Here is a 19,565-nt window from a genome sequence, read left to right as displayed (position 1 = left end):
CCGCGCGCGCCTCGAAACACCCCTGTGGATAACGGGGAAGGCGGGGAGAGTGCACGAAAGCGACTCCCGAACGCGTGCATTCCGCGTGCCGCGCCCGAATCGTAGGGGAAACAAGCCGTGAGCGGGGCTGTGTCGAGGACGTAGAGCCAACGGAGGCATCCGTGAACGTCCATTACCTACACGCGAGCGACGGTGTCCACCTCGTCGTCGATCGGGAAGGCCGGCGGGTCGGGCGGGCGGGCGAGATGCGCGCCGGCGCCATTGCCTTCGCCCGGGAGATGATGGCGCAGCTACCGCACTATCCGCGCTGGGACGAGTGGGCGGTGTACGTCTACGACCGCGCCGGCGAGTGCGACCGGGTCTCCTTCACCGAGGCGCTGGACGCGAGCGTCACGCGGGCTCCGGAGCGGGCAGCGCGCACGCCTCGAACGCGGGCGCGACGGAACCGCCCCACGAGCCGTGATACAGGTCGAGCAGAGCGCGCGCCCTCGGCCGCCCGCTCGCCGCGATCTCCTCGAGCGGATCGAGGTAAGAGGTCTCGTCACGACGAAGCCCGTCCGTGATCCCCCGCCTGGAGAGGCCGGAGCGGGCGATGGCGAGCGTCTCGCGCGCGATCGCCGCGGCTGAGCGCCCGGCGATCGTGGCGTCGAGGCCGAGCCGCGGCGCATCGTTGCGCAGCCGCTCGCGCTCCTCGGCGCTCCAGCCTTTCACGAGATCCCACGCCGCGTCGAGCGCCACGGGATCGTAGAGCAGGCCCACCCAGAAGGCGGGCGCGGCGAGCAGGTGGCTGCGCGGGCCGGCATCCATGCCGCGCATCTCCAGAAAGCGCTTGAGCCGGACCTCGGGAAAGACGGTCGAGACGTGGTTCGCCCAGTCCGAGCGCGTCGCCCGCTCGCCGGGGAGCTGCGCGAGCCGCCCGGCGAGAAGGTCGCGGAAGCTCGCCCCGGCGACGTCGTGGTACACGCCCTCGCGCTTGACGAAGTACATCGGCACGTCGAGCAGCCAGTCGACGTAGCGCTCGTAGCCGAAGCCGTCCTCGAAGGCGATCGGCATCATGCCGGTGCGGTGCGGGTCGGTGTCGGTCCAGATGTGCGAGCGCATCGACAGGAAGCCGTTGGGCCGACCGTCGGTGAAGGGCGAGTTGGCAAAGAGCGCGGTGGCGATCGGCTGCAGCGCGAGGGAGACGCGCAGCTTCTTGACCATGTCGGCCTCGCTCGAGAAGTCGAGGTTCACCTGCACGGTCGCGGTGCGCAGCATCATGTCGAGGCCGAGCCGCCCGACCTTGGGCATGTAGCCCAGCATGATCCGGTAGCGGCTCTTGGGCATGACGGGCGTCTCCTCGCGACGCCACAGCGGGCTCATGCCGAGATCGAGGAAGCCGATGCCGAGCGGCTCGGCCACGCGCCCGGTCTGGCCGAGATGCTCGTCGAGCTCGGCGCGGGTCTCGTGCACGTCCGACAGGAGCGCGCCGGAGAGCTCGAACTGGCCGCCCGGCTCGAGCGAGACGGCGCCGCCGCCCTCCCCCTCGAACAGCCCGATGAGGTTGCCGCCGTCCTCGATCGGCTCCCAGCCCGTCGCCGTGCGCAGACCGGCGAGGATGGCCTCGATGCCGGCGGGGCCGGCGAAGGGCACGGGGGCGTTCCCGGCCCTGTAGAACGGGATCTTCTCGTGCTCGGTGCCGATCCGCCAGGCCGCGCGCGGCTTCTCGCCCTGGGCGATCCACTCGACCAGCGCGTCGCGTGCGGTGATCGGCGTCGCATCGGAAACGTCGCGGGCCATGCGGGAACCTCGTGAGAACGAAACGTGGCCCGCGCACGAGCCCGGCGGTGTAGATAGGCCGTCCGGGCACGGGCCGCAATCGTGGCCGCCGGCTCGCGCGCGCCCATGGGGATCGGCACCCGCGCAAGGTCCCCGGGCGGGGCGCTCTCAGGCGTTGCCGGCGATCGGCGAGAGCATCACGGGATCGATGCCGATCGCGCGCAGCGCACCGTCGTAGCGCGTCTCCGCCGGCACGCCGAAGACGATCTCCGGATCGGCCGGGCAGGACAGCCAGCCGTTCCTCTGGATCTCGGTCTCGAGCTGGCCGGCGCCCCAGCCGGCGTAGCCCAGCGCGAACATCGCCCGGTCCGGCCCGTCGCCGCGGGCCATGGCGCGCAGGATGTCCACCGTCGCCGTGAGGCAGATGCGCCCGTCGATCGGCAGGGTCGACTGGTCGATGAAGAAGTCGGGCGTGTGCAGCACGAAGCCCCGGCTCGTCTCGACGGGCCCGCCCTTCATCACCTTCATGGCGCCGACGCTGCGCGGCAGCCGGATCGCCTCGTCGGCGGGGATGACGTCGAGCTGCACGAGAAGGTCCGGCAGGCTGACGTCGGTGGTGGGCTTGTTGATGACGATGCCCATCGCCCCGTCCGCCGAGTGCGCGCAGAGGTAGATCACCGTGCGCTCGAAGCGTTCGTCCGGCATGCCCGGCATGGCGACCAGGAGGTGTCCGTCGAGATAGCCGGCCATGGGCGAGATCCCTCCTCGAGCCGTGCGTTCGTATCACCATGCTACGCCGCGACGCGCGCCGCGGGAAGGGCTCGCGCCCCAGCTTCGCCCGGCCCCGCGCGCCCGTGATCGGGCCTCACACGAACGTGGGTGGCGAAAGCCCGCCACGATGCCGACATTGAAGCGAGCCGGACGCCGCGAGTTCCGCGGCAACGCGCAGAGCACCCGCGCCCGAGGGCGTTTCGAGACACCGAGAGCCGCCCGCACCATGCCGAGCCTCGCAATGCCTATCCTCACCATGCCCATCCTCGCCAACGTCCTCGTCGCGGCCGGCGCGCTCCTCGCCGCCGCCGCGATCGTCCCCGCCGCGGAGGCGGCGCCGACGGGCGCGTCGCCCTGGTCCGACGACCACGCGTCGCGCGCGCGCCTCATCGCCGGCGACGCCACGCCGCAGGAGCGCTGGGCGGGGCTCGAGATCGAGATGGAGCAGGGCTATCGGACCTACTGGCGCACGCCCGGCGATTCCGGCATCCCCGCGGAGCTCGACTGGTCGGGCTCGCGCAACGTCGCGTCCGTCGAGGTCGAGTGGCCGGCGCCGGCGCGCTTCGCCGACCCGTACGGCGCCTATTACGGCTACGAGGACCACGTCGTCCTGCCGCTGCGCGTGACGCCGGAGGATCCGTCGGCGCCGGTGAGCCTGTCGCTGTCGCTGTTCTATGGCGTCTGCAAGGAGATCTGCATCCCGGCGACCGGCGAGGCCGCGCTGACGCTGCCGCCGGAGCCGGTGGGGAGCACACCGGCCATCGCCCGAGCCCGGGAGACGGTGCCCGCGCGCGTCGCGCTCGGGGACGCCGCCCACGGTCTCGCGGTGCGCGCTGTCGCGCTCGCGGGCGAGGACAGGCTCGCCGTGACGGTCGACGCGCCGCCCGGTGCGATGCTGCTGGCGGAGGGCCCCGACAGCGGCTGGTTCCTCGCCGCGGACGAGGCCGCGGACGCGAACGGCATCGTTTCCGTCGAGATCGTCCATCGCCCGCGCGACGCCGTCGGCCCGCTGCCGCTGCGCCTGACGCTGGTCGGGGCGGACGGGGCGATCGAGGTCGAGACGCGGGTTCCGCCGGAGTGAGGGTCCGACGGGCGGGCCGCGCTCAGCGCGCGATGCCCGGCCCGCCCGCGCCGGGCGGCGATACCGTCGGCGGCGCGAGCCGCGGGAACATCTCGAGCCGGTCGAGGCGCTGGCGCAGCTGGCCCTCGTCGAACGCGCGCTGGCGCTCGATCTCGCCGATCCGTCGCTGAAGCAGCAGATCACGGTTCGTGCCCCGGACGATGCGCTCCGAGGGGCTCTCGAGCGGCAGCGTTGCCGGCCCCTGTGCGACGACGGGAGCGACGGTCAGCACGAGCGCCGCGAGGGCTGCGGCCGAGGCGGCGGTGAGGATTCGGTTCGACATCCCCGCAAGATGGGGATCGCCCATCCGCCAAGCCAAGAGGTACCCGGTGGCGTGCTCGCGACGAGGCCCCGCCCCTTCCGCCCGCGCCGGCATCCGGCTAAAGCACGATGCATGAGCACGCAGCCGTCCGCCCCCGTCGTCATCCTCGTCGAGCCCCAGATGGGCGAGAACATCGGCATGGCCGCGCGCGCCATGGCGAACTTCGCGCTGCCGGAGATGCGCCTCGTCGCCCCCCGCGACGGCTGGCCGAACCCGGCCGCCACCGCGACCGCCGCGGGCGCGACGCACCTGCTCGAGGGTGCGCAGGTGTTCCCCGACGTGCGCGCCGCGATCGCGGACCTCACTCTGGTCTACGCCACGACGGCGCGCGAGCGCGGGCAGATGAAGCGCGTCGTGGGTCCCCGTGAGGCGGTGGCGGAAACCCGCTCCGCCATCGGCGGCGACGGGCGCGTCGGCATCCTGTTCGGGCGCGAGCGCGAGGGGCTGTGGAACGACGAGATCGCGCTCGCCGACGCGATCCTCACCTTTCCGGTCAATCCCGCCTTCCCCTCCCTGAACCTGGCGCAGGCGGTGCTCCTCGTCGGCTACGAGTGGTTCGCGCAGGGCGCAGGCGAAGCCCTGCCCTTCGCCGAGGTCGAGCGCGTGCCGGCGCCGCGGGAGATGGTCGTCTCCTTCTTCGATTTCCTGGAGGCCGAGCTCGAGGCGCGCGGCTTCTACCCGCCCGAGAAGAAGACTACGATGACGCGCAACATGCGCGACATGTTCCTCCGCCGCGGCCTCTCCGAGCAGGAGGTGCGCACCTTCCGCGGCGTCGCTGCGACGCTGATGCGCGGGCCCCGGGGCGGCGCACCCGCGGCCGCCGAGGCGAGCGACGATGCCGGCACCGGCCCGGACGCCGGGGCGCGGACGTGATCCGTCTCCTCGTCCTCGACTCGGGGGTCGGCGGCCTCACAGTCCTCGACGAGATCCGCCGCGCCCGGCCCGATGCCGAGGTGCTCTACGTCGCCGACGACGCCTGGTTCCCCTACGGCGCGCTCGCCGATGACGCGCTCGTCGCCCGGGTCGTCGACCTCGTGACCGCGCTGTGCGCCGAGCGGCGGCCGGACGCGGTGGTGATCGCCTGCAACACCGCCTCGACCCTCGTGCTCGATCCGCTCCGCTCACGCCTTCCGGTGCCGATCGTCGGGACGGTGCCAGCGATCAAGCCCGCCGCCGCGGCCTCGCAGACCAAGCGCTTCAGCGTTCTGGCGACGCCGGGGACGGTGGCGCGGGACTACACGCGTGCGCTCATCGCCTCCCACGCCGCGGGCTGCGACGTCGCCCTCGTCGCCGCGCCGATGCTCGCGGCGCACGCCGAGGCCGAGCTCGCCGGCGCGCCTGTGCCCGACGAGGCGCTCGCGGCGGCGATCGCGCCGTGCTTCGTCGAGCGGGACGGCACCCGCACGGACGCGGTCGTGCTCGCCTGCACGCACTACCCGCTCCTCGCCGAGCGCTTCGCCCGGCTCGCGCCCTGGCCGGTCGCCTGGCTCGATCCCGCCCCGGCGATCGCCCGGCGCGTGGTGAGCCTGCTCGGCACCGGAGACGCCGATACGCCGGCCGGGACCGGCGCGATCCGCTTCACCAGCGGGCGGGCACCGGCCCCCTCCCTCGCCCGGGCGCTCGCGGCCCGCGGTCTCGCCCGCGCGGACGGCTGATCCTCGTCCACAGGGGGAGCGAAGCCGCTCTCTCGAAGGTCTAGCCGCGGGCAAGAGAACAAAGCACGACCGCACTGCGGTGGGCCGACCTGAAAAAGTTAAGTCTTCCTGAATCGCGACTCTGGACAAATCCGGAGAACAAGATTCTATTGTTACCGATTCGGGTAGATGCGGCACGTCTCCCCGATCGGGACGTCAACGGAATCCGAGGGGGAGTCTGCATATGACAGGTGCAGACACCACGTGCGCATCTGCGCGCGCGGGCACGATATTGGGCGTCGCACGGTCGCTGGGTCACCCGGCGCTCGGGAGACTGGACAGGGCCGATCCCTGGCTGCGGCTCGCCGTCCCGATCCTGCTCACACTCTTCCTCGCGGCGCTGGTCACCAGCGCCTGGCTGCAATCGCGCGACGGGCGCGCCGAGGCGCTCGCCAAGGCTGCGATCGAGATCGACGTGATCGCGAGCTTCGCCGCGATCGATCTCGCACGCCACGGCGCCGCCACCGGCGACGCGCAGATCGCCGCTCACCTCGCCACCGTCGTCCACGACCTGCCCGAGGCGGCCCTCATCCGCGGGCGCGTTCTCGTCGTCGCCGATGCGGCCGGCATCATCAAGGCCGCGCATCCGCCGCAGGCGACGCTCCCGGGCACGCTGATCGGGCTCCTGGGTGAGGGGCAGCCGCTGTCCGCCTTCGGCGACCGCGCCGGCGTGATGACGATCGTGGCAGCCGACGGAACGGAGGTGGTCGCGACCGTCCGCTCGGTTACCGGACCCGCGGGCACCGCCGGCCCGCTGCGCATCGCCCTCCTCCAGCCCGTCGAATCCGTGCTGGCCCCCTGGCGGGCGCGCACGTCGGGCCAGATGACGCTGTTGGCCGCGACGATCGTGGTGCTCGTCGGGCTCGGCGCCGCCTACTTCCTGCAGGCCAACCGCGCCCGCGCGGCCGACCACGTCTGCGAGAAGGTCTCACGACGTATCGACAGCGCCCTCTCGCGCGGCCGCTGCGGCCTCTGGGACTGGGACATCGCCCGCGGCCGAATCTACTGGTCGGACTCGATGTACGAGCTGCTCGGATACAAGCGTGCCGACGAGTTCATGTCCTTCGGCGACGTCAACGCGATGATCCATCCGGAGGACTCCGACTTCTACGCGCTCGCCGACGAGCTCGCCGCGTCGCGCGCCTCGATCGTCGACCACGAGTTCCGCATTCGCGACGCCCAGCACAACTGGGTCTGGCTGCGCGCCCGCGCCGAGCTCGTGCAGGACAAGGACGACGACGGCTGCCACCTCGTCGGCATCGCGGTGGACATCACCGAGCAGCGCCGCCTCGCCGAGGCGAGCGCCGCCGCCGACATCCGCCTGCGCGACGCGGTCGACGCGATCTCCGAGGCCTTCGTGCTCTGGGACGCCGAGAACCGGCTCGTCCTGTGCAATTCGAAGTTCCGCCGCCTGCACGACCTCACGCCGGAGATCGCCGCGCCCGGCCGGGCCTATGCGGAGGTCATGCGCTCCGGCCGCCAGCCGATCGTCGCCCACGAGATCCTGCGCGAGGAGCGCCCCGAGCGCGGCGCGCGCACCTTCGAGGCGGAGCTCGCCGACGGGCGCTGGCTCCAGATCTCCGAGCGGCGCACCAACGACGGCGGCTACGTCTCGGTGGGTACCGACATCACCACGCTCAAGCGCCACGAGGAGCGCCTGCTCGACGGCGAGAAGCGCCTCAAGCAGACCATCGCGGACCTGCGCGTCTCGCGCCAGACGCTGGAGGCCCAGGCCCAGCAGCTCGCCGACCTCGCCGAGCGCTACCTCGAGCAGAAGGCGGAAGCCGAGGGCGCGAGCCGCGCCAAGTCCGAGTTCCTCGCCAACATGAGCCACGAGCTGCGCACGCCGCTCAACGCCATCATCGGCTTCGCCGAGGTGATGGAGCAGGGCGTGTTCGGCTCGCTCGGCTCGCCGCGCTATGCGGACTATTGCAAGGACATCCGCTCCTCGGGCGAGTACCTGCTCTCGGTCATCAACGACATCCTCGACATGTCGCGCATCGAGGCCGGACGCATCAAGCTCGAGAAGCGCGATATCCTGCTGCCGGAGGTCGTGGATCGCGCGACGCGCATGGTGGCGGAGCTCGCCCGCTCGAAGAGCCTCGCCCTCGTGGTCGACGCGGATGCGCCGGCGCAGCTCTTCGCCGACGAGCGGGCGATCCAGCAGATCCTCGTCAACCTCCTGCAGAACGCCGTCAAGTTCACGCCCGAGCAGGGTCGGATCGTGGTGCGCACCCGCGTCGTCGGCGAGGCGGTGAACATCTACGTCGAGGACACCGGCATCGGCATCCCCAACGACGCCATGAAGCGGATCGGGCGGCCCTTCGAGCAGGTCGAGACGGAGTATTCCAAGACCTACCAGGGCTCGGGGCTGGGCCTCGCCATCGCCAAGTCGCTGGCCGAGCTGCACGGCGGCTCGCTGCGCATCCGCTCGCAGGTCTCCGTGGGCACGGTGGTGATGGTCCACGTCCCGCTCAACGGCGGGCACGTCCTCTCCCGCGCCGCGTGACGGGCACCCGCACGGATCTCACCCGCGCTCCTCGATCATCTCCACGAAGCGCGAGACGATGGCCGGGTCGAGCTTGCCGTCGTGCGTCATGCTCCGCAGGATGGCGACCGCCTGCGCCTGCGGCATCGGCGTCTTGTAGGGACGGTCCTCGACGAGGGCGGTGAAGATGTCGACGACCGTCATCAGCCGCACCATGTCGGGAATGCCGTCCGCCTTCAGGCCGTCGGGATAGCCGCTGCCGTCGAGATATTCGTGGTGGTGGCGGACGACGCGCAGGATCTCCGGCGCGACCGGGTGGGACGCGTTCCTGAGGAGCCGCTCGCCCTCGCTCGGGTGGGCGCGCACCGCGACGAGCTCCTCGGCGTCGAGCCGACCGGGCTTGTCGAGCACCTCCAGCGGCACGATGGCCTTGCCGATGTCGTGCAGGAGCGCGGCCTCGACCACGAGCGCCAGCTCGCCGCGACCGAGCCCGAGGTGGAGGCCGAACAGCGCCGCGTTCATCGCGACGCTGAGCGAATGGCGCAGTGTCGGGCTGTGATGGCGCTCGATGTCGGCCACGAAGGACGCCAGCGTTTCGTCGGCATCCGCCGCGACCTTCAGCGCGGAGACGAACACGCGGCTCGCCGGGGCGAAGGGCGCGACCGCGATCGGACGCCCCGCGGAAACGTCCGCGAACGCATCGGTCAGCGCCAGGATCGCCGCCGAGACGCCTCCGGCGAGCGGCCGCTCGACCGCGTCCGGCAAGGTTCCGAGTGCGGCCTCGATCGCTCCGGGTGCGAGGGGACGCACCAGCACCGGACAGCCGGCGAGCCGCGCATCATCGCCGAGCACCCGCGCGGTCGAGGGGTCGGCCACGAAGATCGTCGGCACGCCGCCGAGCCGTGCATAGGTGGAGAGCGCCGACGCGATGTCGGCAACGTGGCGCAGGTCCGCCTCGACGAGGGCGCCGACGACCGAGCCGGCGAGCGCCGGGCCGACGTGCCGCGGCCGGATGCACAGGACGGAACGGCCGCGCAGCGCCATCGCGACGTCCGACGACATTCGGCCCGTGTCGCTCACGACGACGAGCGGATGCACCGGTGCACACCTCGGGGAAGGCTCGGGTACGGCCGCCGCGACGACCTCGGAGATTGCCCGCTCACGTGCCGCCACGAACCCCTCCCCGGCCGGTCGCTTCGCTCGCACGATTAGTCGGGAACCATGAAGAAACGCCTTCGCGAATGGTCGACACGCGATCGGCGGTCGCGCGTCCGTCGCGCCGGAGCGACCCCTCCCGCCCGCGGCCGACGGATCGCAGGGCTCCGCTCGGGCGTTGCACAGATGAACCCGTCAGCCACGCCGGAGACGCCGACCATGCGCCCGCTCACGCTCTTCGCAATTCCCTTCGCCCTCCTCCTCGCCGCCGCGCCTGCGACGGCGCAGGATTCGCCCGACGCGGCGCGCGATCCCTTCGTCTGGAGCGACCCGGACACCGGCTGCGCCTACCTGGTGGCGCCCGGCACCGGGATCACGCCGCGCCTGCGCGCGGAAGGCATCCCCGACTGCCCGGATGCGGACGTGCGCCTCGGCGAGAGCTTCGAACGCACGCTCCGCGAGGGTGGCGAGGCGCTGGGCGGCGCCCTGCGCAGCCTGGGCGATCGGCTGGAGACCGAAGCGCAGTGAGGCGCCTCACTCCGGCAGGTTGAGCCGGATGTGCAGCTCGCGCAGCTGCTTCGCCGTCACGTCCGAGGGCGCGCCCATCAGGAGGTCCTCGGCCCGCTGGTTCATCGGGAAGAGCACGACCTCGCGCAGATTCTGCTCGCCGCACAGGAGCATGACGATGCGATCGATGCCCGGCGCGATGCCGCCGTGCGGCGGGGCGCCGAGGGAGAGCGCGCGCAGCATGCCGCCGAACTTCGCCTCCAGAACGTCCTCGCCGTAGCCCGCGAGCCCGAAGGCCTTCCTCATGATTTCCGGGCGGTGGTTACGGATGGCGCCCGACGACAGCTCGATGCCGTTGCAGACGATGTCGTACTGGAAAGCCGTGATGCCGAGTATCTCGTCCGCGTCCGCCGGGTTCAGCGCCAGGAACTTCTCCCGGTCGTAGTTCGGCATCGAGAACGGGTTGTGGGAGAACTCGATCTTCTTGTTCTCCTCGTCCCACTCGTACATCGGGAAGTCGGTGATCCAGCAGAAGGCGTACTGGTCGGCGTCGATCAGGCCGAGCTCGGTGCCGATGCGCGTGCGCGCCTTGCCGGCGAGCGCGACGGCCTTCGCCTTGTCGCCGGCGGAGAAGAACACGGCGTCGCCCGCCCCCACCTTCGCGGCCGCGGCGATTGCGACGAGCGCCTGCGCGGGGATGAACTTCGCGATCGGCCCCTTGCCGACGAGCCCGCCGTTCTCCTCCTCGAGGATCACGTAGCCCAGCCCGGCCGCGCCCTCGCCGCGCGCCCACTCGTTGAGCTTGTCGAAGAACGAGCGCGGCTGCGTCGCCGCTCCCGGCGCCGGGATCGCGCGCACGATGCCGCCGTGCTTCACCAGCGTCTTGAATGCGTTGAAGGTCACGTCCTCGCGGGCGAAGACGTCCGTCACGTCGGCGAGGACGAGCGGGTTGCGCAGGTCCGGCTTGTCGACGCCGTACTTCAGCATCGCGTCCGCGTAGGGGATGCGCGGGAAGACCGGCGTGACACGCCTGCCCTCGGCGAACTCCTCGAACAGGCCGCGCAGCACCGGCTCCACCGCCTGGAAGACGTCCTCCTGCGTGACGAAGCTCATCTCGATGTCGAGCTGGTAGAACTCGCCCGGCGAGCGGTCGGCGCGCGCGTCCTCGTCGCGGAAGCAGGGCGCGATCTGGAAGTAGCGATCGAAGCCCGACATCATCACGAGCTGCTTGAACTGCTGGGGCGCCTGCGGCAGCGCGTAGAACTTGCCCGGATGCAGCCGCGACGGCACCAGGAAGTCGCGCGCGCCCTCGGGCGAGGACGCCGTGAGGATCGGCGTCTGGAACTCGAAGAAGCCCTGGTCCTTCATGCGCCGGCGCACCGAATCAATGATCGCCCCGCGCTTCATGATGTTGGCGTGCAGCTTCTCGCGGCGCAGGTCGAGGAAGCGGTACTTCAGCCGCGTCTCCTCGGGGTAGTCCTGGTCGCCGAAGACGGGCATCGGCAGCTCGGCGGCGGGGCCGAGCACCTCGAGCTCGGTGATGTAGACCTCCACCGCGCCGGTCGGCAGATCAGGGTTCTCCGTGCCGGCGGGGCGCTTCTTCACCTTGCCGTCGACGCGGATCACCCATTCCGAGCGGCAGGTCTCCGCGGCGCGGAAGGCCGCGCTGTCGGGGTCGACCACGACCTGGGTGAGGCCGTAGTGGTCGCGCAGGTCGATGAACAGCACGCCGCCGTGATCACGGATGCGGTGGCACCAGCCGGAGAGCCGCACGCTCCCGCCGACGTCGCTCTCGCGCAGGCCGGCGCAGGTGTGGGTGCGGTAGCGATGCATCGCGGCGGAGCTGGGGGCGGACATGGATCGACCCTCGTTCACGGGGACTGGACCGCGCGCACCATTCATGCGGGCGGGGGGATGTCAAGCGAGGCGGGGAGCGCGCGCGGCGTCAGTTGCCGGGCGCGATCGGGTTCCAGCTCGTCACGCCGCGGAAGAGCTGGCGCACGAAGCTCTGCTCGGCCCCGCCCGTCGGCGTCCGCCGGGAGACGAAGTCGAAGATGACGCCGTCCTCGAGGCCGTAGAGCGCCTTGCGCTCGACGCGCAGCTGCGGCGTGAAGTAGATCGCCGCGACGCGCTGGTCGACGACCTCCTGGCGCATGAAGGCCGCGCGGCGGCGCGCCGTCTGGCTGATGTAGTACCAGGACTGGTTACCCACCGTGGAGACGGTGGAGGGCGTGCCCATGAGCTCGAGCACCTGCTGAGCGTTCATGCCCGGCGTCACCTGCTCGAGCGCCGCCTCGTCGAGGATGTAGCCGCGCTGGAACTCCTCGGAGATCGGCGCGATCGTCTGGTTGCAGCCCGCGAGCACGGCCGCGGCGGTGCCGGCGGCGGCGAGGCCGAGGAGGCCGCGGCGGGTGATCTGCGGGGCGTCGTGACGCTTGAAGGAACGCATGGGGGCGGATCCGGGTCGGGCTGCGGCACGAGGATGCTTGCGCCGCGCCGGCATGATGGCTTAACCCCGACCTAGACCCTTTGGCAAGGCGCGACAACCCGAGCGAGGCCGATGATCCTGCGTTTCTTCCGGCGCGACCCGCGCCGCGATCTCATCGAGGGGCTCTACACCCGCATCGCCCAGGCGTCGCGCCAGCCGGGACTCTATCTCGAGGCGGGCGTGCCGGACACGGTGGAGGGGCGCTTCGAATCGCTCACGCTCCACATGGTCCTCACCTTCCGGCACTTGCGCACGCTCCCCGAGCCCGCGGCGGACGTGAACCAGGATCTCGCCGACGCCCTGTTCCGCGCGCTGGACCAGTCGCTGCGCGAGATGGGCGTGGGCGACCTCTCGGTCCCGAAGAAGATGAAGACGCTGGCGGAGGCCTTCTACGGCCGCGCCCGCGCCTACGATCCGCTGCTCGACGCCCGCGATGCCGAGGGGCTCGCGCTGGCGCTCCAGCGCAACGTCACCGGCGGGGAGGAACCCGCGCGGCGCCTCGCCGCTTACGCGCTCGCGGCGCAGGAGCGCCTGGCGGGCCAGGATCTCGACGCGATCCTCGCCGCGGGCCCGATCTTCCCCACGATCGACGGCCCCACCGGCGACGGACCGAGGACCGCCGGCGTGCCCGAGGCAGGAGACCCGACATGACGCAAGACGCCCTTCCCCTCTCGCGCCTCGTCTCGGTGGACCGGCTTCCGGCCCGCGGCGAGGTGGTCCGCATCGAGGCGACCGAGTCGGAGCGCGAGGCCCTCGCGCGCGATTTCGGGCTCGTCGGCATCGCTGCGCTGGAAGGAGAGTACCGCGTCAGCGGCGACACGCGGCGGGCGAGCGTGACGGGCACCGTGCGCGGGCTGGTGACGCAGAGCTGCGTCGTCACGCTCGAGCCCGTCGAGGTGCGGGTGTCCGAGGAGGTCGACGTCGACTTCGCGCCGGCGAGCGAGCCGGCGACCGAGGAGGAGGCGGCGCTGCGGGAGATCGACCCGCCCGACGAGATCGTCGACGGTAAGATCGACCTCGGCGCCCTCACCGCCGAGTTCCTGGCACTCGGGCTCGATCCCTACCCGCGCAAGCCCGGCGTCGCGTTCGAGCCGGTGGTCGAGGACGCGGACGTCTCGCCCTTCGACAAGCTCAAGGACATGAAGGGGCCGAAGGGCGGCGGCTGAGCGCCGGCCCACCGACCCCTTGCAGTGTTCGGGACGCCCCGGCTCACGGCGCGCCCGAGGTCGTGCGACGGCGGCTCAGACGATGCCGACGATGGACAGGATCACGATCACGATGACGACGAGACCGACCGCGTAGATGATGCCGTTCATGGGAATACCCTCCGTGTCTGTGCTGCTGCGCTTCAACACCGACGGGGGGCGTGGCGTTCCGCCTCATGCGACACCCGAATGAAGAAGCCCCCGCGCGGCTGCCGCACGGGGGCTCCTGTCGTTGCATGAGCGGTGCGGGCGCGCGGCCCGCGCTCGATCACATCTCGCGATACGTGCCGTCTTCCCAGACGTACCAGACGTAGTTCGCCTCGGTCGGGTCACCGACGTCGTTGAAGTCGATCTGGCCGAGGACGGTGTCGAACGTGCCCTCGTCGAGCGCGGAGACCACCGCGTCGAAGTCCGTCGAGCCGGCGGCCTCGACGGCGTCCTGCCACGCCTGGATCGCGGCGTAGGTGTAGAGGACGTAGCCCTCCGGGTTGACGCCCTTCTCCTCGAAGGCCGCGACGACCTCGGCGGCGGACTCGTACTTCCGCGGGTCGGGCGAGAACGTCATCATCACGCCGTTGCCGAGGTCACCGGTGATCGACCAGAACTCGTCGGTGACGAGCGCGTCGCCGGAGACCATCTGCGCCTCGAGGCCCTGCTCGCGCATCTGGCGCAGGATCAGGCCCGCCTCGGTGTGGTAGCCGCCGATGTAGACCGCGCCGATGCCCTCGGCGTTCAGGCGCGAGACGATCGCCGAGTAGTCGCGCTCGCCGGGCGTGAAGGCCTCGAACATCTTCGGGGTGACGCCCGCCGCCTCCATGGCCTTGCGGGTCTCCTCGGCCAGGCCCTGGCCGTAGGCGGTGCGGTCGTGCAAGATGGCGACGTTGCCCTCGGGGAAGTTCTCGGCGAGGTAGCCGCCGGCGACCACGCCCTGCTTGTCGTCGCGGCCGCAGACGCGGTAGATGCCCGGGCCGGGACGGTCGTCGGTGTAGGCCGGGTTGGTCGACGCCGGCGAGATCTGGATGATGCCCTCCTCGGAATAGACCGCCGAGGCCGGGATCGAGGAGCCGGAGCAGAAGTGGCCGGCCACGAAGACGACGCCCTCGCCGGCGAACTGGTTGGCCACGTTCACCGCCTGGCGGGGATCGCAGGCGTCGTCGCCGACGACGAGACGCAGCATCTCGCCGTTGACGCCGCCGGCGGCGTTGATCTGCTCGACCGCCATCTCGGCGCCCAGGCGGAACTGCTCGCCGAAGGAGGCGTACTGGCCGGTCATGGGGCCGGCGACGGCGATCACGATTTCGGCGGAGGCCGGGGCGGAGGTCGCCATGAGCGCGCCGAGCGCCACACCCGTCAACATCTTCTTGGTCATCTGTTCGTTCCCTTCTTTCGGACTTCGTCTGAACCCCGGCGGAGCGCCTCGCGTCACGAGCCCCGATGGGGGCGACGTCCGCGCGCCGCAGCCGCTATTTCTGCGCGTTTCGCGCAGCTTGTCGACAGCCTTTCGCCGTCATTCCGTCGGACCGCCGCCGGCCGCGCCGCCGCGGGCCCGCCACGTGAGCGGCGAGACCTGCTCGAAGCCGAAGCGGTACTGCCTCGTCATCAGCCCCGCGAGCGTCACGCGGTGGCCGAGCCAGGCGATGATCATCAGGATCGCCGTGTCGACGACGTAGTACTGGACGCTCAGCAGGCTGCCGCCGAACAGCGAGAAGTGGATGAAGCGCGCCGCCGCTCCCAGCGGCAGCATCCACGCCGCCGCCTGCCAGTAGGGCTCCCAGCTGCGCGCGATGGCGCGGCCCGACATCCAGGCGGCTCCGCCCGCGAGCACGATCGTGACGAAGAAGAAGACCCAGAAGGACGTCTCCCAGAGAATGCCCATCGTCCCCTCCCCTCAGTGCCGGCCGCCTTCGAGGTAGGCCGCGCGGACCTCCTCGCGCGCCAGGAGCTCGCGCCCGCCTCCCGTCATGGTGATGAGCCCGTTGACCATCACGTAGCCGCGATGGGCGAGCTTGAGCGCGTGGTAGGCGTTCTGCTCGACGAGGAAGACGGTGAGCCCGTCCTCCTGGTTGAGCGTCCGGAGGCTCTCGAAGATCTGCTTGACGATCAGCGGTGCGAGGCCGAGCGAGGGCTCGTCGAGCAGGAGCAGCTTGGGCCGGCTCATCAGCGCGCGGGCGATGGCGAGCATCTGCTGCTCGCCGCCGGACAGCGTGCCGCCGCGCTGGTGCATGCGCTCCTTGAGCCGCGGGAAGAAGGCGAAGACCTTCTCGAGATCGGACTGGAAATGCGTGCCGTCGGTGATCGCGGCGCCCATCTGCAGGTTCTCGAACACCGTCATGCGCGGGAAGATGCGCCGCCCCTCGGGAGATTGCGCGATGGAGAGCCGCGCGATCTTGTGCGTGGGCATCCGCGTGATGTCCTCGCCCATGAAGACGATGCGGCCGTCGCGCGCCTGCGGCTTGCCGAAGATCGTCATCATGAGGGTCGACTTGCCGGCGCCGTTGGCACCGATCAGCGTGACGATCTCGCCCTGGTTGACCTGCACGTCCACGCCGCGCAGGGCGACGATGTTGCCGTAGTAGGTCGTGACGCCGGAGACGTCGAGCATCGGCTCGCTCATTGCCCCACCTCCGCCTCGACGGCGTCCACCTCCTCGTCGTCGACGCCCAGGTAGGCCGCGATGACCTTGGGGTCGTTCTTGACGAAGTCCGGTACGCCGTCGGAGATCTTCTTGCCGTAGTCGAGCACCACCACGTGATCCGAGATCTCCATGACGACGCTCATGTCGTGCTCGATCAGGAGCAGCGAGGTCTCGCCGTCGCGCTTGATGCCGAGCAGGAGCTCGTTGAGCTCCGCGGATTCACGCGGGTTGAGACCCGCCGCGGGCTCGTCGAGGCAGAGCAGCACGGGGTCGGAACACATCGCGCGCGCGATCTCGAGCCGGCGCTGGTCGCCGTAGGGCAGGCTCGCCGCCGGCTCGTCCGCCCGGTGGAGGAGGTTGATGCGCTCGAGCCAGGCGACCGACCGCTCGATCGCCCGCGCCTCGGCCCGGCGGTAGCGCGGCGCGCCGACGAGGCCGAGGAAGGTGAAGCCCGACGCGCGCATCAGGTAGTGGTGCTGCGCCACCATGAGGTTCTCGAGCACCGTCATCCCGCCGAACAGGCGAATGTTCTGGAAGGTGCGCGCCACCTTCGCCTTGGCGTTGACGTCGTGGTCGGCCATGCGCTCCAGCAGGAAGAGTGCCTCGCCGTCCCCCTCCCAGGACTGCAGCGGGGACGCGGTGAGCCGGTCGATGTGGGAATAGGCCGAAGCCGAGCCGTGCGCGAGCGCCATGCGGCCTTCCGTCGGCTTGTAGAAGCCGGTGATGCAGTTGAACACCGTCGTCTTGCCGGCGCCGTTGGGGCCGATGAGGGCGGTGATGTCGCCACGGCGCGCCTCGAAGGAGAGGTCGTCGACGGCGACGAGGCCGCCGAAGCGCATCGTCAGGTGATCGATGCGCAGGATCGTGTCGGATACGCCCGCCATCAGCCGTGCCCCTGCGAAACCATGTCGGCACCCACCGCCTTACGCTCCTTCAGGAAGACCGAGGGCGCGCGCGCGGAGACGAGGCCGCGGGGACGCCAGACCATGATGAGGACCATCATCGCCCCGAAAACGAGCATGCGGTACTGCTCGAACTCGCGGAAGTACTCGAACCCGCCGATCATCACCACGGCGGCGATGGCGACGCCGAGCTGCGAGCCCATGCCGCCGAGCACGACGATGGCGAGGATCAGCGCCGACTCGATGAAGGTGAAGCTCTCGGGCGAGATGAAGCCCTGGCGCGTGGCGAAGAACGCGCCGGCGAGGCCGCCGAAGCCCGCGCCGATGGCGAAGGCGGTGAGCTTGGTGCGCACGATCGACAGGCCGAGGGAGCGGCAGGCGATCTCGTCCTCGCGCATCGCCTCCCAGGCGCGCCCGATGGGCAGCTTGCGCAGCCGCACGCTGACGAAGTGCGTGACGAAGGCGAGCACCAGGATGACGTAGTAGAGGAAGATGATCCGGTGCATCGAGGAGAAGTCGAGCCCGAAATAGTCCGCGAAGCCCCCCTCCCCGCGGGAGAACTCCAGCCCGAAGAAGGTCGGGCGCGGGATCTGCCCGATGCCGTTGGGGCCGCCGGTGAATTCCGACCAGTTCAGCAGGACGACGCGGATGATCTCGCCGAATGCGAGCGTCACGATGGCGAGGTAGTCGCCCCTCAGCCGCAGCACCGGGAAGCCCAGGATGATGCCCCAGAAGCAGGCGAGGATGAAGGCGAGCGGCAGGCAGACCCAGAAGCCGAGGTCGAAGTAGGTCGCGAGCAGCGCGTAGGAATAGGCGCCGACGGCGTAGAAGGCGACGTAGCCGAGGTCGAGCAGGCCCGCGAGCCCCACGACGATGTTCAGCCCCCAGCCCAGCATGACGTAGGTGAGGACGAGCGTGCCGAGGTCGACGTGGTAGCGCCCCGTGCCCGGCAGGAAGGGCAGCGTCAGCGCCACCAGGATCAGCGCCGCACCGATGGCGGTGCCGACGAAGCGCGAGTACTTCTTCAGCCCCACCGGCATGAGGTCGTCGATCTTGCCGCCGGGCCGGCGCCAGATCGTCAGGTTGAGGAGGAGCCGCCCGACGAAGACGATGCCGACCGCCCAGAGAACACGCTCCCAGTGCGGCTCGAGCACCAGCCCGCCAGGCGCCTGCTCGGTCTTGAGGCCCATGATCACGCCGAACAGGCCGAGCGCGATCATCGCGGAGAACACGGCGTCCTTGAGCACGTGGGCGACGTCGATGCCGCCGGGCCTGGGCGGCTCGGCCGTCGCCGGCGCCTGTTTCGTCGTCGCCGCCATCAGACCTTCTCCACCTCGGGCTTGCCGAGGAGACCCGTCGGCAGGAAGATGAGCACGATCGCGAGGATGGCGAAGACCGCCACGTCCTTGTACTCGCTCGAGAAGTAGCCCGCCCAGAACGCCTCGATGAGCCCGATCAGCAGGCCGCCGAGCATGGCGCCCGGCAGCGAGCCGATGCCGCCCAGGACCGCAGCGGTGAAGGCCTTCACGCCAGCGATGAAGCCGATGAAGAAGTCGACGACGCCATAATACATCAGGAACATCGTCCCGGCGACGGCGGCGAGCGCCGCGCCCATGACGAAGGTGAGCGAGATCGTCCGATCGACGTCGATGCCGAGAAGCGCGGCCATCTTCTGGTCCTGCTCGCAGGAACGCTGCGCACGCCCGAGCGACGTCTTCGCGACGATGAGCGAGAACACGGTCATGAGCACGATCGTCGTCACGATGATCAGGATCTGGATCGTCGAGATCCGCACGTCGAACAGCTCGCCCTCGTGCAGCGTGATGCCGCCGGTGAACACCGGCTGGATCGCCTTCACGCGAGCGCCCTGGACGATCTGGATGTAGTTCTGCAGCACGATCGACATGCCGATCGCCGAGATCAGCGGCGCGAGGCGGAACGAGCCGCGCAAGGGCCGGTATGCGATCCGCTCCACGGTCCAGCCGTAGAGCGACGAGATCAGCATGGCGAAGACGAGCACCATCACGAGTGCCAGCGGCACCGCCGTGATCCCGACCGCCAGTATCACGAGGAACGCGATCAGCGCGGAGAACGCGCTGACCATGAACACGTCGCCATGGGCGAAGTTGATCATGCCGATGATGCCGTACACCATCGTATAGCCGATGGCGATCAGGCCGTAGATCGAGCCGAGCGTCAGCCCGTTGATGAGCTGCTGGAGAAAATAGTCCATCTAGTCGACAGCCTCGTCCCATGGGACATCGCGGCGCCGCGAGGCACCTGCGCATCCCGTTCCCCTGGCCGCTTTTCGCGACCTTCTTCTCACACGCGCCACTTAAGCCGCTCGTCGCGGCGCCGTCCATAGCCGCGTGCAAAAAAAGTGATCAGGCCCGATTATGAGGCGACATGGCCGAATCGAAGGTGTTTCGGCGGTGGAGAAGACCCTCCACCGCGAATGCCACGGCCGGAAATGCGAAGGGCGAGCGCCATGCGACGCTCGCCCCTCGACCAAATCTCGAT

The 19,565-nt window shown here is 70.5% G+C and carries 19 protein-coding genes and 1 pseudogene; 8 read left to right on the top strand and 12 right to left on the bottom strand.

Annotation, left to right across the window (positions count from 1 at the left end):
- Window positions 1-74 precede the first annotated feature (74 nt).
- Window positions 75-356, top strand: a pseudogene (locus ACTZWW_RS03740) (DUF6894 family protein); the annotation flags it as partial.
- A gap of 34 nt (window positions 357-390) precedes the next feature.
- Here the strand turns inward: ACTZWW_RS03740 and ACTZWW_RS03735 are convergent.
- Together ACTZWW_RS03735 and ACTZWW_RS03730 are read right to left on the bottom strand one after the other, a co-directional pair.
- Window positions 391-1,779 carry a glutamate--cysteine ligase gene (locus tag ACTZWW_RS03735; RefSeq protein WP_444779595.1) on the bottom strand — a complete coding sequence of 463 codons (1,389 nt, stop codon included), beginning with the start codon at window positions 1,777-1,779 and terminating at the stop codon, window positions 391-393.
- Between the two features lie 147 nt (window positions 1,780-1,926).
- On the bottom strand, window positions 1,927-2,508 hold the full coding sequence (locus ACTZWW_RS03730) for a YqgE/AlgH family protein (protein ID WP_444779594.1): 582 nt from the start codon (window positions 2,506-2,508) through the stop codon (window positions 1,927-1,929).
- Between the two features lie 247 nt (window positions 2,509-2,755).
- On the opposite strand from ACTZWW_RS03730, the gene ACTZWW_RS03725 reads away from it, so the two are divergent.
- Window positions 2,756-3,610 carry a protein-disulfide reductase DsbD domain-containing protein gene (locus tag ACTZWW_RS03725; RefSeq protein ID WP_444779593.1) on the top strand — a complete coding sequence of 285 codons (855 nt, stop codon included), beginning with the start codon at window positions 2,756-2,758 and terminating at the stop codon, window positions 3,608-3,610.
- A gap of 22 nt (window positions 3,611-3,632) precedes the next feature.
- Here the strand turns inward: ACTZWW_RS03725 and ACTZWW_RS03720 are convergent, their stop codons facing one another.
- Window positions 3,633-3,932, bottom strand: a complete 300-nt coding sequence (locus tag ACTZWW_RS03720) for a hypothetical protein (protein ID WP_444779592.1) — start codon at window positions 3,930-3,932, stop codon at window positions 3,633-3,635.
- 111 nt (window positions 3,933-4,043) lie between these two features.
- Here ACTZWW_RS03720 and ACTZWW_RS03715 point away from each other — a divergent pair, with 111 nt between their 5' ends.
- The 3 genes from ACTZWW_RS03715 to ACTZWW_RS03705 all read left to right on the top strand — a co-directional run bounded on the left by ACTZWW_RS03715 (window position 4,044) and on the right by ACTZWW_RS03705 (window position 8,174).
- Complete coding sequence (locus tag ACTZWW_RS03715; protein WP_444779591.1) at window positions 4,044-4,844, top strand: RNA methyltransferase; 801 nt, start codon at window positions 4,044-4,046, stop codon at window positions 4,842-4,844.
- Window positions 4,841-5,626, top strand: a complete 786-nt coding sequence (murI, locus tag ACTZWW_RS03710) for a glutamate racemase (protein ID WP_444779590.1) — start codon at window positions 4,841-4,843, stop codon at window positions 5,624-5,626. Before ACTZWW_RS03715 ends, murI begins: the two co-directional genes overlap by 4 nt.
- Window positions 5,627-5,849: 223 nt before the next feature.
- Window positions 5,850-8,174 carry a PAS domain-containing sensor histidine kinase gene (locus ACTZWW_RS03705; protein ID WP_444779589.1) on the top strand — a complete coding sequence of 775 codons (2,325 nt, stop codon included), beginning with the start codon at window positions 5,850-5,852 and terminating at the stop codon, window positions 8,172-8,174.
- Window positions 8,175-8,192: 18 nt separating this feature from the next.
- On the opposite strand, the gene ACTZWW_RS03700 is transcribed toward ACTZWW_RS03705, so the two are convergent.
- On the bottom strand, window positions 8,193-9,215 hold the full coding sequence (locus tag ACTZWW_RS03700; RefSeq protein WP_444779588.1) for an HD-GYP domain-containing protein: 1,023 nt from the start codon (window positions 9,213-9,215) through the stop codon (window positions 8,193-8,195).
- 312 nt (window positions 9,216-9,527) lie between these two features.
- Between ACTZWW_RS03700 and ACTZWW_RS03695 the strand changes: the two genes are divergently transcribed.
- On the top strand, window positions 9,528-9,836 hold the full coding sequence (locus ACTZWW_RS03695; RefSeq protein WP_444779587.1) for a hypothetical protein: 309 nt from the start codon (window positions 9,528-9,530) through the stop codon (window positions 9,834-9,836).
- A 6-nt stretch (window positions 9,837-9,842) separates the two neighbouring features.
- Here ACTZWW_RS03695 and aspS read toward each other — a convergent pair whose 3' ends face one another.
- Together aspS and ACTZWW_RS03685 are read right to left on the bottom strand one after the other, a co-directional pair.
- Window positions 9,843-11,648, bottom strand: a complete 1,806-nt coding sequence (aspS, locus tag ACTZWW_RS03690) for an aspartate--tRNA ligase (RefSeq protein WP_444779630.1) — start codon at window positions 11,646-11,648, stop codon at window positions 9,843-9,845.
- Between the two features lie 112 nt (window positions 11,649-11,760).
- Window positions 11,761-12,264, bottom strand: a complete 504-nt coding sequence (locus ACTZWW_RS03685; protein WP_444779586.1) for an outer membrane protein assembly factor BamE — start codon at window positions 12,262-12,264, stop codon at window positions 11,761-11,763.
- 111 nt (window positions 12,265-12,375) lie between these two features.
- Here ACTZWW_RS03685 and ACTZWW_RS03680 point away from each other — a divergent pair, with 111 nt between their 5' ends.
- Window positions 12,376-12,954 carry a ubiquinol-cytochrome C chaperone family protein gene (locus tag ACTZWW_RS03680; RefSeq protein WP_444779585.1) on the top strand — a complete coding sequence of 193 codons (579 nt, stop codon included), beginning with the start codon at window positions 12,376-12,378 and terminating at the stop codon, window positions 12,952-12,954.
- Window positions 12,951-13,469 (top strand): YceD family protein, encoded by a 519-nt coding sequence (locus ACTZWW_RS03675; RefSeq protein ID WP_444779584.1) that lies wholly within the window; start codon window positions 12,951-12,953, stop codon window positions 13,467-13,469. The genes ACTZWW_RS03680 and ACTZWW_RS03675 overlap by 4 nt, the downstream gene beginning before the upstream one ends.
- Window positions 13,470-13,776: 307 nt before the next feature.
- On the opposite strand, the gene ACTZWW_RS03670 is transcribed toward ACTZWW_RS03675, so the two are convergent.
- The 6 genes from ACTZWW_RS03670 to ACTZWW_RS03645 form a co-directional block, all read right to left on the bottom strand.
- A complete protein-coding gene (locus tag ACTZWW_RS03670) occupies window positions 13,777-14,877 on the bottom strand; it encodes a branched-chain amino acid ABC transporter substrate-binding protein (protein WP_444779583.1) in 1,101 nt (366 codons plus the stop codon).
- 138 nt (window positions 14,878-15,015) lie between these two features.
- Window positions 15,016-15,384 carry a DUF6867 family protein gene (locus tag ACTZWW_RS03665; RefSeq protein ID WP_444779582.1) on the bottom strand — a complete coding sequence of 123 codons (369 nt, stop codon included), beginning with the start codon at window positions 15,382-15,384 and terminating at the stop codon, window positions 15,016-15,018.
- 12 nt (window positions 15,385-15,396) lie between these two features.
- Window positions 15,397-16,122 (bottom strand): ABC transporter ATP-binding protein, encoded by a 726-nt coding sequence (locus ACTZWW_RS03660; protein WP_444779581.1) that lies wholly within the window; start codon window positions 16,120-16,122, stop codon window positions 15,397-15,399.
- Window positions 16,119-17,027, bottom strand: coding sequence for an ABC transporter ATP-binding protein (locus ACTZWW_RS03655; protein WP_444779580.1), 909 nt, complete (start codon window positions 17,025-17,027; stop codon window positions 16,119-16,121). Before ACTZWW_RS03655 ends, ACTZWW_RS03660 begins: the two co-directional genes overlap by 4 nt.
- Entirely contained in the window at window positions 17,027-18,364 is a 1,338-nt protein-coding gene (livM, locus tag ACTZWW_RS03650; protein ID WP_444779579.1) for a high-affinity branched-chain amino acid ABC transporter permease LivM, read from the bottom strand. Before livM ends, ACTZWW_RS03655 begins: the two co-directional genes overlap by 1 nt.
- The gene (locus ACTZWW_RS03645; RefSeq protein ID WP_444779578.1) at window positions 18,364-19,278 is read right to left on the bottom strand and encodes an ABC transporter permease subunit; all 915 of its coding nucleotides are present in this window, start codon (window positions 19,276-19,278) and stop codon (window positions 18,364-18,366) included. Before ACTZWW_RS03645 ends, livM begins: the two co-directional genes overlap by 1 nt.
- Window positions 19,279-19,565 lie beyond the last annotated feature (287 nt).

The organism is Salinarimonas sp. NSM (assembly GCF_052380005.1).
Lineage (GTDB): Bacteria > Pseudomonadota > Alphaproteobacteria > Rhizobiales > Beijerinckiaceae > Salinarimonas.
The sequence above is the reverse complement of the archived record's forward strand: the minus strand, read 5'-3'. Positions and strand labels throughout refer to the sequence as shown.

Bases quoted from the DNA above. Each gene is read 5' to 3' on its own strand.
- ACTZWW_RS03700 (WP_444779588.1), bottom strand. From the start codon at position 9,215: ATGTCGTCGGACGTCGCGATGGCGCTGCGCGGCCGTTCCGTCCTGTGC.
- ACTZWW_RS03665 (WP_444779582.1), bottom strand. From the start codon at position 15,384: ATGGGCATTCTCTGGGAGACGTCCTTCTGGGTCTTCTTCTTCGTCACG.
- ACTZWW_RS03660 (WP_444779581.1), bottom strand. From the start codon at position 16,122: ATGAGCGAGCCGATGCTCGACGTCTCCGGCGTCACGACCTACTACGGC.
- ACTZWW_RS03730 (WP_444779594.1), bottom strand. From the start codon at position 2,508: ATGGCCGGCTATCTCGACGGACACCTCCTGGTCGCCATGCCGGGCATG.
- livM (WP_444779579.1), bottom strand. From the start codon at position 18,364: ATGGCGGCGACGACGAAACAGGCGCCGGCGACGGCCGAGCCGCCCAGG.
- aspS (WP_444779630.1), bottom strand. From the start codon at position 11,648: ATGCATCGCTACCGCACCCACACCTGCGCCGGCCTGCGCGAGAGCGAC.
- ACTZWW_RS03655 (WP_444779580.1), bottom strand. From the start codon at position 17,027: ATGGCGGGCGTATCCGACACGATCCTGCGCATCGATCACCTGACGATG.
- ACTZWW_RS03720 (WP_444779592.1), bottom strand. From the start codon at position 3,932: ATGTCGAACCGAATCCTCACCGCCGCCTCGGCCGCAGCCCTCGCGGCG.
- ACTZWW_RS03695 (WP_444779587.1), top strand. From the start codon at position 9,528: ATGCGCCCGCTCACGCTCTTCGCAATTCCCTTCGCCCTCCTCCTCGCC.
- ACTZWW_RS03675 (WP_444779584.1), top strand. From the start codon at position 12,951: ATGACGCAAGACGCCCTTCCCCTCTCGCGCCTCGTCTCGGTGGACCGG.
- ACTZWW_RS03725 (WP_444779593.1), top strand. From the start codon at position 2,756: ATGCCGAGCCTCGCAATGCCTATCCTCACCATGCCCATCCTCGCCAAC.
- ACTZWW_RS03705 (WP_444779589.1), top strand. From the start codon at position 5,850: ATGACAGGTGCAGACACCACGTGCGCATCTGCGCGCGCGGGCACGATA.
- ACTZWW_RS03670 (WP_444779583.1), bottom strand. From the start codon at position 14,877: ATGACCAAGAAGATGTTGACGGGTGTGGCGCTCGGCGCGCTCATGGCG.
- ACTZWW_RS03680 (WP_444779585.1), top strand. From the start codon at position 12,376: ATGATCCTGCGTTTCTTCCGGCGCGACCCGCGCCGCGATCTCATCGAG.
- ACTZWW_RS03735 (WP_444779595.1), bottom strand. From the start codon at position 1,779: ATGGCCCGCGACGTTTCCGATGCGACGCCGATCACCGCACGCGACGCG.
- ACTZWW_RS03645 (WP_444779578.1), bottom strand. From the start codon at position 19,278: ATGGACTATTTTCTCCAGCAGCTCATCAACGGGCTGACGCTCGGCTCG.
- ACTZWW_RS03715 (WP_444779591.1), top strand. From the start codon at position 4,044: ATGAGCACGCAGCCGTCCGCCCCCGTCGTCATCCTCGTCGAGCCCCAG.
- ACTZWW_RS03685 (WP_444779586.1), bottom strand. From the start codon at position 12,264: ATGCGTTCCTTCAAGCGTCACGACGCCCCGCAGATCACCCGCCGCGGC.